The 14,119-nt window shown below is 31.9% G+C and carries 11 protein-coding genes; all 11 read right to left on the bottom strand.

Annotation, left to right across the window (positions count from 1 at the left end; genetic code table 11):
- Positions 1-236, bottom strand: a 236-nt coding sequence (locus tag CLAVI_RS05120; protein ID WP_194844524.1) for a hypothetical protein, incomplete at its 3' end; no start/stop codon positions are given.
- A complete protein-coding gene (locus CLAVI_RS05115; RefSeq protein WP_194844523.1) occupies positions 230-1,591 on the bottom strand; it encodes a hypothetical protein in 1,362 nt (453 codons plus the stop codon). The genes CLAVI_RS05120 and CLAVI_RS05115, both read right to left, overlap by 7 nt.
- Positions 1,592-1,980: 389 nt before the next feature.
- Positions 1,981-2,295 (bottom strand): hypothetical protein, encoded by a 315-nt coding sequence (locus CLAVI_RS05110; protein ID WP_194844522.1) that lies wholly within the window; start codon positions 2,293-2,295, stop codon positions 1,981-1,983.
- A gap of 119 nt (positions 2,296-2,414) precedes the next feature.
- Positions 2,415-3,869, bottom strand: coding sequence for a hypothetical protein (locus CLAVI_RS05105; protein ID WP_194844521.1), 1,455 nt, complete (start codon positions 3,867-3,869; stop codon positions 2,415-2,417).
- Between the two features lie 385 nt (positions 3,870-4,254).
- Positions 4,255-5,466 carry a hypothetical protein gene (locus CLAVI_RS05100; protein ID WP_194844520.1) on the bottom strand — a complete coding sequence of 404 codons (1,212 nt, stop codon included), beginning with the start codon at positions 5,464-5,466 and terminating at the stop codon, positions 4,255-4,257.
- A gap of 329 nt (positions 5,467-5,795) precedes the next feature.
- Entirely contained in the window at positions 5,796-7,193 is a 1,398-nt protein-coding gene (locus tag CLAVI_RS05095) for a hypothetical protein (protein WP_194844519.1), read from the bottom strand.
- 337 nt (positions 7,194-7,530) lie between these two features.
- Positions 7,531-7,689 carry a hypothetical protein gene (locus CLAVI_RS05090; RefSeq protein ID WP_194844518.1) on the bottom strand — a complete coding sequence of 53 codons (159 nt, stop codon included), beginning with the start codon at positions 7,687-7,689 and terminating at the stop codon, positions 7,531-7,533.
- A gap of 210 nt (positions 7,690-7,899) precedes the next feature.
- Positions 7,900-9,252 carry a hypothetical protein gene (locus tag CLAVI_RS05085; protein ID WP_194844517.1) on the bottom strand — a complete coding sequence of 451 codons (1,353 nt, stop codon included), beginning with the start codon at positions 9,250-9,252 and terminating at the stop codon, positions 7,900-7,902.
- Between the two features lie 568 nt (positions 9,253-9,820).
- Positions 9,821-11,068 carry a hypothetical protein gene (locus CLAVI_RS05080; RefSeq protein WP_194844516.1) on the bottom strand — a complete coding sequence of 416 codons (1,248 nt, stop codon included), beginning with the start codon at positions 11,066-11,068 and terminating at the stop codon, positions 9,821-9,823.
- A gap of 422 nt (positions 11,069-11,490) precedes the next feature.
- The gene (locus tag CLAVI_RS05075; RefSeq protein WP_194844515.1) at positions 11,491-12,879 is read right to left on the bottom strand and encodes a hypothetical protein; all 1,389 of its coding nucleotides are present in this window, start codon (positions 12,877-12,879) and stop codon (positions 11,491-11,493) included.
- 478 nt (positions 12,880-13,357) lie between these two features.
- The coding region (locus tag CLAVI_RS05070) for a hypothetical protein (RefSeq protein ID WP_228547650.1) at positions 13,358-14,119 on the bottom strand (762 nt) is incomplete at its 5' end.

Below are 14,119 nucleotides of genomic sequence, written 5' to 3'. Positions count from 1 at the left end.
GCTTTGGAATCCATAACTGCAAGCATGGGTGATTCTACCTCTAAAACTTCTTCGGCTTCTTGGCCTTCCTCTATTGGACTAGTAATACAATTTCCTAATAATCTAGAAGCAGCACTACTCCAATAAAGTGCTGTAGAACTAACAATTATTTTCTTACTAACTTCTGCAAATGGATTAGAAGGACTATTGAGTAAATTGATCAACATGCTAGAACCTAATCCAGAAGCAACTAACAATGGGCCATGTTTATCATTGCCATATTTTCTTCTCCTAACTCATCTTCTTTAGGATCTTGAAGGTCAGAAAGTTCTAACATGGGGATTGCTTCTGATAACACTTCTTTCTTATCTGACTTGCAAATCAAAGCACTTAACATGTGAGATCCTGCACTAGCCCAATATAGAACAGTCGAAGAAATAACTAATCGTTGATTGCCTTCCTCTAAAGGAGCACAAGGATGAGATAAAGAACTTATAAAGACGCTGGAACCTAGACCAGAAGCCAGCAAGAATAAACCATTTTCGAATACAATAAGAGTTGCTTTCTTCAATCCTGAAAGAGCGCTTCTATTATTTTTAAAAACACCTTCTTTACTTTGCATATATAATGTTTTTAAACTAACTACAACTAAAGTCACTGCACTTCCTGCTCCAAATGCCATTTCCATGTAATTACATGCATTACATAGAACAGATACGCTAGAATTCCTAGAAGTTATAAAAGTAGAATAAGGTGAGGGTTGAGTAGGATCAGGTCCATTACATCTGTCAGCAGATCCTTCATCCCTTGCAGTATAATATGAAGCTGCTAAACTAGGATTAAAACAAAATGAATCCATAGAATCATTTTGTTTAGAAGAACTCCTGGAATTACTAGATTTACAAACTCCTAAATGTAGATCAGCTAAGTTTACTATTTCATTCACTGTATGATTAGCCACATAAAAAACACCTTCCAGCAAACATTCTACTGCGCTCACTAACCCTTTCATAGTTTCATTAGATAGTTGATGTAGTTCCATAGCATATTGAGGCATTGGATCACTACTAGAATAGCGATGATTCTTTTGCCCATCAAATGAAATATGGTTAAAATTTATACATGTAGGCTCTAATACAGAAGACTTAGTGGATGTATGATTCATTACTGAATCACAATCTACTTCAAAGAAAGGTATACTGCAGGTGTTCTGCTTAGGCTCATCCCAAAAAACAAAATTATTGTATATACTTGAAGTATGAGCAGTATCTTTAAAACATAAAAATTCTAATTTTGATATGTAAGCATTATTAACACTTGAATTTATGCTTTTTAATATAGTATTAGAAGCCATTGTTGAAGCAATAATACTAAGTACATCCTCCCCTGCACAAACAGATGCTGTTGTAGCCCCAACTATTCCCATAGCAAATGAAAAGCCTAACGAAGAATCTAAGAAAAGCGAACATATTTTAGAACATATCCTAACATTACTCACTACATTATCCTGCAACTCTCTTAAACTAGATGGACAACGCCTTCCCATAAAATTAAAAATATGTTTATTTAAACATTCAATTCCTAAGGAAAAGTTATTACTGATTCCTGACATATTATTAACTGATCTTTTTCTTTAAATTTTAAACAATCATAAAAATACTTTTTTAAATATCTGTATACATTAATTTTCAACCTTACCATACTTTTGAAACTTATTCTGAGAAACTTATGTAATTTCTGCATCAAGTCCTTAGATTGCACAATAAATAAATGAGTAAGTTTCTAAGATATTTTATCTTTACAATAACATCCTTTGTAGGCCATCTAATAAAGCCACTTTACAATCAGTAGCACCACTCCCTTCTCCACAATATTGTTATTTAATATTTTTAACAAAAAAAATTCTTATACGTAAGTCATTAAAATAAAAGACATTTTATTAAAAAAAGCATTCAGAAAAATCTTCTGAATGCTTCTCTTTGTCATGAAAATTAAAAACGCTTACAACAATATCCCCTGACGACCATTTAATAAAGCCACTTTACAATCAGTAGCACTACTCCCTTCTCCACAAAAAAAAGTGAAAGAATGTGTACAAATCACTATTAGAAACACAAAAAAAATACAACCAATACATAGTAAGATCTTGTCTTTCAAGGTCATCTGAAGGCAGCAGGTAGCAGTAGGGCTGCCCACGCTTATGCTGGCCTGATTTATGCCATGTCGATAACGTATTATGCCAAGATATGCAGGTCGCTGAACATATGGAGAAATAAGATTTGCATTGCACAAGGCAACAAGCTGAAAATTGCTCATAATTTATTACTAATAAAAAGGTGATAGTTTATATGATCATAAAATCATCTGCTTTCTTTAATTATTATTCAATATTTCTTATACGTAAATCATTAAAATGAAAGACATTTTATTAAAAACTAAGAACTCTTACAACAACATGTAGAGCATTTTGGACTATCCAAAACTACAACAGTAGGAATAGGTGTACTCTCCTCCTCATTTCCTCTTTTTTTCACAGGACCAGTAACTGTTGGCGTTGAACTCATCAGCATTGAAAGTTCTACCATATTATCTTCTTCTGCCTTTTTCTCTATGCCTAATGGACTAGTAATACATGTCCCTAACAATCTACTAATTACACTAGTTCCATATAAAGCTGTAGAAGTAATAATTATCACCTTCCTTGTATCGCTTAATTGGCTACATGGATCTGAATTCATGATAGAAGTCATTATTGTACTAGAACCTAATCCAGAAGCACCCAATAATAAGCCTTCCTGTAAAGTTAAAACTGTAAGTTTTTTTAAGCCATTACATGATCCTTTAGGTATTGCTCTAATAGATTTTTTCCACTGTTTATACACTACTTTTGCTAAAGTAGCAGTCAATACAATCCCACTCCCAATACCAAAAGCTAATGTCATGATACTGCATGTATCACAAGCATTATCCTGCGGAGGCAACATAGTTACTGATGTAGTTAAAGGAGTAGTATATGGAGATAATGTAGTTAAAGGAGCAGCTGGAATACATTTATCCATGGGAATAAAAAATTTAGGATAAGTCTTACTCATATTAAAAGTTTTTGGCCAACAGTACGCTCCAACATCTATACTTTTCTTACGTCCATACATATCTGTATACTGTCTAATTTTTGTCTCACGGTCACATAGTGTATTTTTACCTTGATTACTCCTTGTAGCCTGCTGTGGTTCCATCATACTAAATAGGTCTTCCATTATACACTCTATTGCCTTAGATAGTACCCATAATCCATCTTGCCAATCTAGATAAACAAAGCCAAAATATCTATCTGATGAAACCCTCTCATCTTTATTCAGCAAACCAATTTCATCAGCAACAAGACCTACGCAATGTGGTACTGGAATTTGAAAAAATTGACTTTGATAATTACTGCTCTTAACACAATGGACTTCATCATCAGTATCCTTGGTACTAGCCTTAAAGCATTTTCCATATTCATCAGACTTCCATGCCTGAAAGGTACTTACCCCAGTGGCTTTTATATGATCGCTTTTTTTAAAGCATAAAAAAATTTTCTGATCATCTACTGGCAATGCAGTGGGGGGAAGGGAGGGGGTAACAAATGGAAGTAATGCAGTAGCAGCAAGTTCTGCTACATCTTCACCTATACAAACAGATACCGTAGCCACTCCAACTACTCCCATCGCCACTGCCATTCCTAAAGAGGAATCCAAAAATGCTGTACATAGCTTTGCACATGTTCTAACATTCTTTGATATATTAGTTTTAACCTCTCCCCAACTAGAAGGACACCTTCTTCCTGTATATACAAGAACCTTATTATTAAAAGATTCCAGTCCTGAAGAACATCCATTACCTATTCCCATCTTATTATGTCCTTTTTATTACTAATCATAATTATTTTTATTAAATGTATTTTAAAAGAAAAATATTATTTGATCTTTTCTTATTAAATATACTATAAAACATAGCTTATGGCATCTGTCATTAGCAATAAAAATATATAATTAAAAATGGTGGACTATCTTAGAAAACTACTAAAGAATCTTGTGTTGTGTCTTTATCAACTACAAAAATAGGGTCAGCAATATCTTGTTCTAAACCCATAAGAATATGCTAAATTAGTTTTTAATCTCTATCTAACTAAACAGAACACCTTCTTCCTATATATAAAAGAACCTTATTATTACAAGACTCCATCACTCAAGAAAATGTACTCCCTATTTCTGCTTAATTTAATGATTTTATAGCTCAAACAGCTAAAGATAGAGCGCCCTTACCTTTTTCCTCTGGAGTAGATTCTACTGATAATGGTCTAGTTATAGTATTCTCTAACAACCTAGAAAATGCGCTAGCACCATACAATGCTATTGACATAATAACCTTTTGCCTAGTTTCATCATCCATTGGAACGCATGAATCTAAGAGGGACTGTACAAGAATTTGAGAACCTAATACAGAACCACCCAATAATAAACCATTGTGAAAAAAGTTAGTTCCTAATCTTTTAGCTTTTCTAGAGACACTTATCTGAGGCTTATTCATTTGCATAAATATTTTAGTCATTAAAGTAACTGTTAAAGTTAACGCACTTCCTACACCAAATATTAATTTCATATTATTACATGAATCACAAACATTGACTTCCGTAACTATACTAGTAGAATCAGTATAGAAGGGTGCACTACAATTATCTGCAGATACATATGGATCCATATGCAAATAAGAAGTGTTTAAATTCTTAGAAAAACAAAATGGATCAAGACTATTCTGAGGAGCTATTTTTGTAGAACTACACACTCCCTGCTTTAGATCATACAAACTTATATCTTTTCCTTTAGTCTGATTAGCAACATAAAACACTGCTTCTCCGAGACATTGTGTTGTTTTAACCAAGGCTTTCATAAAGAACCCTTGCATACTATGCAAATGCATAGCATGATTATGTCTTACGTCTTCTTTATCATCATTAGGGTAAGAGTAATAAGGTGATCTTTCATATAGGTAATGACCTACATGCATACATTCAGGTTTTACCGAAGATTTATGCTCACTATCTTGAGCAATCATTTTCTCACAATCTACTTCAACAAGAGGTGTACTACAGATATTATACACACCTGGCTTCCAATACTCAAAATGACCTTCACCACCCATATGTTTTTTAAAACATAAAACTACCATCTGACTCGAATGATGAGTTAATTCCTCCATAATAACTTCTGTAACATCTTCCCCTGCACAAACAGATGCTGTCGTTACACCAACAACTCCCATAGCACATGCTAGGCCTAATGAAGAATCCAGAAAAAGAGAACATATTTTCGCACAAGTTGATACATTGTTGGATACATTACTTTTTAACTCTACCATACTTAAAGGCAACTGTCTTCCCACATAAGCAAAAAGCCTACTATTCAAGTAATCAACGCTTGAAAAAACGACTTCTCCTATTTTACCCATCTTCTTTCATCATGTAAAAATATTCATAAAAAGCTTATTAAATTATTCAATATAAAAATAGCAACATTTCAAATTTTATACTGCATACCAATGACTTACAGCTAAGCATGCCCAAAGTAACCCTCTAATAGTATAATTTGATCTGTCACATTTAGATCTATTGGATTATAATAAAGGAATTCATCTTGATCTCTTATATAGCTGGGCTTCGAGAAGCAAAAGTCAACTGCATAGTATTGCAAAGACTAGATGTCTGTAATGCTCAACTAACTACTCTCATCATTACTTGTACTTCTTTATATTTAAGTAATAATTTTTGATCATCATCACTAAACCATAAAGCCTGTCTCTCTATCATTAGCGCTAGGTTCCTTATCATCTTCCTTTAGAACCTGAAGTTCTATCTCAACTACTTCTTCAGGCATAGGTTTTATCGCTCCTGATTTAGAAATTAAAGCATCACATAATTTATATACTGCAGTAGCTCCATACAAACCTGTTGCCACCAAAAGCTCTTTCTTAACTTCTTCTTCAAGAGGTGTGCAAGGACTATTCAGCAAACTTAAAAGCACTTTAACACCTAATCCAGAAGCAACTAACAAAAGGCCATTCTTTAAGATTGCCATTGTTATTTTTCTTCCACCTGAATAACCAGCTGTAGAATTTTTAAAACCTCGTTCCTTACATTGCTGCCACAATACTTTAATCGAAGTAATCAACAAGACTATTGCGCTTCCACCGCCAAAGATTAATCCCATTTCAGGACATAATTCACAATCATTAGAAGGCAGATCAACCATCGAATTTACTAATGTAGACATATCCATTAAAGTGGGCTTTGCAGTAGGTACATGCTCTAAACATTTGTCAGGAGACATGTACTTATCCAAAGAATGATATTTTATATGTGGGTTAGAATTGAAGCAAAATGAGTCAAGATTACTAGTGTTATGGATGGAACTATTTTGATTTTTAGATTTACAAACTCCCCATTGCATATCTTTAAGAGATATTGCTTGATTCACAGTGTGGTTAACAACATAAAATAACGTTTCATTTAGACACTTTACTGTCTTAACAAGTTCTGTCTTTTTAACATAATTTATCTGATATACTTCCATGAGATAATCATCATATATCTGTTCTTCATCATCATTAGGATAAAAATGATTATCATGTCTTTCAAATTGATATTGACCAACATTTACACATTCAGGCGTAACAACAGAAAAATTTGACATAGTATTATTTAGAATACTCTCACAATCTATCTCAATAGGAGATGTACTACATATGTTGTATGTATTTGGAGTCCAATATGGATAACTATTACCACTCGTAGCGCTAGGTGGTGATTTTAAAAAACATAAAAATTCTATTACTGTTGAATTATTAGAAGGATCTACTGTTGAAGGAGCTATTGTAGAAGAAGCTATAGTAGTTGTTAATAATGTAGTACTAGGGAGCAATGTGGTGCTAACAAGATCAAATACATCTTCACCTGCACATACAGATGCAGCTACTATACCAACTACACTCATTGCACATGCCATTCCAAAAGAAGAATCAAGAAAAACTGTACATAGCTTTGCGCATGTCCTAACATTATTTGATACATTAGCTTGAAGCGCAGACATACTTACAGGAAATTGCCTGCCTGTATACCCTAACCACTGTGAATTGACATACTGAATTCCTGAAGAAAATCTTCCTCCTATCCCTGTCATATTATTTTCTTTTTTCTATTATTAAAGATTTTTTATTTAAAAATATATTTAACTGAAAAATATTACTTGATTTTTCATTATTAACAAAGCAATAATAGTAAAAAAAATTTATTCTCTCATAGATTATTTAACAGTGCTAAATATTCCAATAGACTATTCCCAACAATCAAATAGACATTGTTACTAGTTCAAGAAGTAAATTATAAAAAAAATTATGAATCATTAATGATATTTTATCTGTCTACACCTGAATAAACAGATGCTAAAGTTACTACCCTTAGAGATAATCTTAACCCAAGTGATTTAAAAACCAGGATCTGACCTACTTCAAAACTTATCAGAGAAGAATTCTTTCTATAACCCTGGAGCTTAATAAACCTCTTTGTTCATGTGGATTTTCTATTAAGAAGCCTTGAGAATAAAAACAATTACTCGCATCTAAATAAGTTAAACAACTTAACACTGCCAAAACAATAATCTCTGGTAGCCCTGCCATAGAACATAAATTATTTTTTATATTAGAAAGGGCTTCTTTGGGAGAAGATGGTAGTTTAAAACGAAATGGCTATTTAAAATTATTACTTATCATAAAAACTTTAAGACCTAAATGTACTAGAGTATTGCCCTATAAATTTTATTCAATTAATCAAATAAACCAATAAATATTTTCATATAACAATAATTAAAAAATTTGTTTTAAAAAAATTTATAATTCTTTTAATTTTAATTTTTTAATAGGAGTTCTTTCTATAACCCGAGATCTTAGTAAGCCTCTTCTTCCTAAAAAAGCTTTAACCATTTGTTCTCTCGTCCTTGTACATAAGCCCCTTATGTCATCCTTTAGATCTTGTTGCACAATGGACCAGTCGATATCCCCTTGCCCAAACACCATACAAGGAATATGCATTTGTTGTAATTTACGTGCTGTTGACATTGAAATGTTTACTATTTTTATTTGATCTTCCTCTTCTAATGACCTCAATGGCCCATGATCAAAATAATCATCTACAACTGATGGATACTCTTTCTTATCTAACTGTTGATTACTTAAAACACTCTTTTCTAAGGATGAGCTACAGAGCTTATCTCTTTCTTTTTGCAGCATTTCATTAGCCAAACGTCCTTTCTTAGGATTATAAAAATCTTTCATAGATTCCTGTTTAGCTAAATAAAATACTTCTTCTAATCCCTCATCATCCAAGTTCCATTCATTTATATCTTTTAAAGAAGCTTTTGTTTCTGCATCTTCTTCTTCATTAATTATTATCTTAACATCCTTCACGCCTATGTAAGATAGATCTGATCTTCTTATAATCCCTCTAACACCATAACATTGTTCTAATTTGAGGAATATTTGCTCTTTTTTAGAAGGACCATATGCCTTAAGAAACAATAAGAGACCTGCTTCTGTAAAAAATAAAATACTTGAAACATACATGACTTTACTAAAATTTACACAATGATATCTTGAAAATTTTGCTTCAATCTGGATACAATATGTGGGTAGCCATGCAGAAATCCCTAAAGTTAAACCTGCACTTAATGCTACAAGAGCTTCAGCTAATTTGACCCAATTAAGACAATCATCTTCTCGTTTTAAAGTTTTTTCTAAATCTGTATTTAATAAAAAATTTTGTTGTAATAATAATTTTCTAGAAGATAGCTTATAGATCTTTCTTCCTTGTACACAAACCTGGACAACTCCAATGAATAGTAATATTCCAGCTCCCGCTGCTATTGAGATAGTCTTTATTTTTCCTAGATAATTATCATTATTGAGAAACGCCTCTGGTATATCTATTAAAAATGTTTGGTTATTTTTTTGAATATAACAGATTTTTTTTAAGTAAGATGCTGGATAGCGTTTGAGTTTTATCAGATATTCTGAATAAAAATAATTACTCGCGTCTAGATAAGCAACACAACTCAAAATTCCCGAAAAAATAATCTTAGGAACTCCTGCCATAGAACATAAATTATTTTTTATATTAGAAAAAGCTTCTGATGGAGAAGATGGTAGTTTAAAACGAAATGGTAATTTAAAATTATTACTTATCACGAAAACTTTAAAGACCTAAATATATTAGAATATTGATTTATAGATTCTATTCAATTAATTAAAAAACCAACAAATATTTCCATATAATAATGAATAAAATAAAATTTAATATTAAAAATATTTGTATTTCTTCTAATTTTAATTCTTTAATAAGTGATTCTTCGGTTAAATAAAATTTTTTCTGCTTGCTCATCATCAATATTCACTCCCTTTACATTCAAAGGTTCATATCCCGAAGCTACTTCTTCCCTACATCATTATCCTAACCTCTTTCATATCTGAGTAATGTAGGTCTTGATTTTTTCACAATACCTCTACCACGATAACGTTATTCTAATTTGAGAAATATTTGCTCCTTTTTAGAAGGACCATACGCCTTAAGACAAAATGAGAGAACAGATTGCATCAAAAATAAAATACTTGAGGCATACATGACTGTACTAAAACTTATACAATGATGTTTTGAAAAAATACTAGCTGTGTACATAATATGAATCCTATACTTCCTCCTAATACAGTTAAGCTTGCACTCACTGACAAAAAAGATTCAGACAACCTAATCCAATTACTACAAATTTCTTTTCGCTTTAAAGCTGTTTTTAGAGACTATTTTAATAATTTTTTCTTCTATGCTTATGCATAACCCTTTGAAATCATTTTCTAATAATTTTCTTATCCCTGAAAATTCTATAACATCTTCTCCCAAGACAACACAAGGAATATGCATGCGTTGCAGTTTAGTTGCTATTGATGTTGATATGTTTACTCTTTCTAACTGATTGTTTTCTTTTTTGAACATAAAGGGGCCTTCATCAAAAAAAGCATCTGTAGCTAATGGATACTTTCGCTTGTCTAAGTGTTGATTATTTACAAAATCTATTTGTAAAAAATTGTCTTCTGCTAAATCAGATACTTCTTCTGGTTGGTCCACATCAATATTCCATTCTTTTGTATTTGCATATTCATCTTCTAAAGAAACTTCTTCCCATTCATCATCATTATCTTGTTCTTCATTGATGATTGCCTTAACCCCTGGCATATCTAAGTAAGGCAGATCTGTTTTTCTAATAATGCCTATAGCACCATAACGTTGTTCTAATTTTTGCAATATTTTCTCTTTTTTAGAAGGACCATAAGCCTTAAGGAATAATAAGAATCCTGCCTGTGTTAAGTATAAAATACTTGATAAATACATGATTTCACTAAAATTTACACAATGCATTTTGGAAAATTTTTTATGAGCATAAGTACATAATAATGGCGTCCATGCAGAAATTCCTAAAGTCAAACCTGCGCTTAATTCTACAACAGCTTCAACTAATTTGACCCAATCAAGACAATAATCTTCTCTCTTGAAAGCTTTTTCTAAAACTTTATTTAATAAAAAATTTTGATCTAATAACCTTTTTCTACCAAATAGCTGATCAACCTTTTTTCTTTGTAAGAAAAATTGGCTAATTCCAACTACCATTAGCATTGCAGAGCCTGCTCCTATTATTACAGGCTCTATTTGTGTAAAATAACTGCTCCTGTCAAAAAATGTTTCCAGGGTATCTACTAAAAATGTTTGATTATTTTTTTGAATACAACAAATTGTAACTGAATCACATTCTTCAACTCTTTGGGGATCCATAAGATATTCTGAATAAAAACAATAACTCGCATCGAGATAAACCACATAACTCAAAACGCCTGAAAGAATAAGCTTAGGAAGTCCTGCCATAGAACATAAATTGTTTTTTATGTTGTAGCACGCTTCTGACAAAGAAGATGGTTGTTTAAAACAAAATGGTAATTTAACACGATTACTTATCATAAAAATTTTAATCATTATACATAAGCGCTTTATATCATCTTTTGTAGATTTTTTTTCAATAGAAGTTTCATTACCAAACATCCAATCTTATTCTTCATGGGTTCTTATCTGAACCTTTTCCATGCCTAGCCTAACTAATTTAGGTAAGTCTGATCTTCTAATGATCCCTCTAATACCATGGCGTTGTTCTAATTTGAGAAATATTATCTCTTATAACAAAAAGAAGCCTGAAGACATAATAGGAAAGCTGCTTACATCAAGTATAAGATACTTGATAAATGCATGATTTGAAAATGTTGTATGAGAAAAGACACATAATACTAGCAGAGCAGCAGCTCATGATTTTTTTTATATTACAGACAGCTTCTGATGAAGAAAATGGTAATTTGAAATTATTACTATTTTAAAAATTTTAAAGACCTTTATACTGCCTTGGACTTTAATGCCTTACAAGGAGCTCTTTCTATAACCCGAGATCTTAATAAGCCTCTTCTACCTAAAAAAGCTTTAATCATTCGTTCTTTCAGACTTGCACACAGACCTTTTAAATCATTTTCTAGTTGTTGTTTCATATCAGTAAACTCTGTACACCTTTGTCCAAAGACCATAAAAGGAATAGGAATGCTTTGTAAATTCCTAGCTTCTGACATTGAAATTTTTACTATTTTCATTTGAACTTCTTCTTCTGATGGAGTTTTATATGGCCCTTCATCAAAAAAAGCATCAACAATTAATGGATACATGTTCTTATCTGTCTCTAGATTATTTAGATGACTCATTTGTGCAGATGGGCGACGAAGCTTATCTCTTTCTTCTTGTAGCATTTTATTAGCCAAAGGTCCTCTCTTTGGATTATAAAAATCTTTAATAGAAACTTCTTTTGCTAAATAAAATACTTCCTCTTCTTCCTCATCATCAAACTTCCATTCATCCATAGTGACACATTCAACCTCTGAAGAAGCTTCTACCCATATATCATCCTCATCTTCTGCTTCATCGATGATTATCTTGACCTCTTCTTCCATACATAAGTAATGTTGATCTGATTTTTTAATAATCCCTCTAACACCATGACGTTGTTCTAATTTGAGAAATATTGTCTCCTTTTTAGAAGGACCATATGCTTTAAGACATAATAAGAGCCCTGCTTGAGTCAAGTATAACATACTGGACATCTGCATAATTTGACTCAAACTTACACAGTGATACTTTGAAAATGCCTGGTGAGATAAGTTACATAATCCTGGTCCCAATCCAGAGATCGCTAAAGTCAATCCTCCACTGAATCCTATACTAGATGCAAACAACTTGATTATATCAAGATACTTTTCTTCTTTTTGTAGAGGTGTTTCTAACCCTTTATTTAATAAGAAATTTTGTTTCAACAATAATTTTTTACAAGATAGTTTGTAAATTTCTCTTCCTTTAAAGAACACTTGGACCACCCCGACTATAATTAGCAGTGCAGATCCTACTCCTAGTATCATAGCTCCCACCTTTGCTTCCTTCATGAGGCTATTGGAGCCTCCACAAAATTCTATAGGGGTACTTATTAAGAATGTTTGGTTATCTCTTTGAATATAAGGAATTATTAATAAGTCCTCTTTACTTGCCTTATAAGGTGATATGAAAGACGCTCTATAAAAACAGGAAGCAGCGTCTATAGAAGTCAGATAACTCAACGCTTCTGATAAAATAATCTCAGAGATCCCTTTTAGGAATAATAAATTATTTTTTATATTACGTAGGGCTTCTGATGGAGAAGATGGTAATTTAAAACAAAATGGTAATTTAAAATTGTTACTAATCATAAAAATAAATTATAATACTTCAAACGCATGATTCTGTATTATTTTTAATTTTTATTCAATAAATGATAAAATGTAAGTTATTTATTAATAATAGTTTGAATAAAAAAAATATCTAAGCTTCTGAAGAATTATTGCTCAAAACACGACTAGAACCTACATGGAACTAATTCCATTTTTTCATATCTACACATTACCTAAGGTAGGTCTAATCTTTTAATGATCCTTCTAATACCATGACGTTGTTCTAATTTGAGAAATATTGTCTCTTATAACAAAAAGAAGCCTGAAGACATAATAGGAGAGTTGCTTACATCAAGTATAAGATACTTGATAAATGCATGATTTGAAAATGTTGTATAAGAAAAGACACATAATACTAGCAGAGCAGCAGCTCATGATTTTTTTTATATTACAGACAGCTTCTGATGAAGAAAATGGTAATTTGAAATTATTACCCTTTGAAAAACTTTAAAGACCTTTATATTTCCTTGCACTTTAATGCCTTACAAGGAGCTCTTTCTATAACCCGAGATCTTAATAAGCCTCTTCTACCTAAAAAAGCTTTAATCATTCGTTCTTTCAGACTTGCACACAGACCTTTTAAATCATTTTCTAGTTGTTGTTTCATATCAGTAAACTCTGTACACCTTTGTCTAAAGACAATAAAAGGAATAGGAATGCTTTGTAAATTCCTAGCGGCTGCCATTGACATTTTTACTATTTTTATTTGAACTTCTTCTTCTGATAGAGTTTTACATGGCCCTTCATCAAAAAAAGCATCCACAGTTGGTGGATACATGTTCTTATCTGTCTGTAGATTATTTAGATAACTCATTTGTGCAAATGGGCAACGAAACTTATCTCTTTCTTCTTGTAGCATTTTATTAGCCAAAGGTCCTTTCCTCGGATGATAAACATCTTTAATAGGATATTGTTTCCCTAAAGAGAATCTTTTCTTTGCTTTCTCATCATCATGCTTCCATTCATTCATAGCAACAGGTTCACCTCCTAAATGAGCTTCTACCCATATATCATCCTCATCTTCTGCTTCATCGATCATTACCTTGACCTCTTCTCCCATACATAAATAATGTTGATCTAATTTTTTAATAACCGCTCTAACACCATGACGTCGTTCTAATTTAAGAAATATTTTCTCCTTTTTAGAAGGACCATATGCTTTAAGACATAATAAGAGCCCTGCTTGAGTCAAGTATAACATACTGGACATCTGCATAAT

Origin of the sequence: Candidatus Clavichlamydia salmonicola, from assembly GCF_015356765.1 — a bacterium.
Lineage (GTDB): Bacteria > Chlamydiota > Chlamydiia > Chlamydiales > Chlamydiaceae > Clavichlamydia > Clavichlamydia salmonicola.
The sequence above is the reverse complement of the archived record's forward strand: the minus strand, read 5'-3'. Positions and strand labels throughout refer to the sequence as shown.

Excerpts from the sequence above, each read along its gene's own strand:
- CLAVI_RS05075 (WP_194844515.1), bottom strand. The coding sequence starts at position 12,879 with ATGATTAGTAACAATTTTAAATTACCATTTTGTTTTAAATTACCATCT.
- CLAVI_RS05110 (WP_194844522.1), bottom strand. The coding sequence starts at position 2,295 with ATGAGCAATTTTCAGCTTGTTGCCTTGTGCAATGCAAATCTTATTTCT.
- CLAVI_RS05100 (WP_194844520.1), bottom strand. The coding sequence starts at position 5,466 with ATGGGTAAAATAGGAGAAGTCGTTTTTTCAAGCGTTGATTACTTGAAT.
- CLAVI_RS05115 (WP_194844523.1), bottom strand. The coding sequence starts at position 1,591 with ATGTCAGGAATCAGTAATAACTTTTCCTTAGGAATTGAATGTTTAAAT.
- CLAVI_RS05095 (WP_194844519.1), bottom strand. The coding sequence starts at position 7,193 with ATGACAGGGATAGGAGGAAGATTTTCTTCAGGAATTCAGTATGTCAAT.
- CLAVI_RS05105 (WP_194844521.1), bottom strand. The coding sequence starts at position 3,869 with ATGGGAATAGGTAATGGATGTTCTTCAGGACTGGAATCTTTTAATAAT.
- CLAVI_RS05080 (WP_194844516.1), bottom strand. The coding sequence starts at position 11,068 with ATGATAAGTAATCGTGTTAAATTACCATTTTGTTTTAAACAACCATCT.
- CLAVI_RS05090 (WP_194844518.1), bottom strand. The coding sequence starts at position 7,689 with ATGGCAGGGCTACCAGAGATTATTGTTTTGGCAGTGTTAAGTTGTTTA.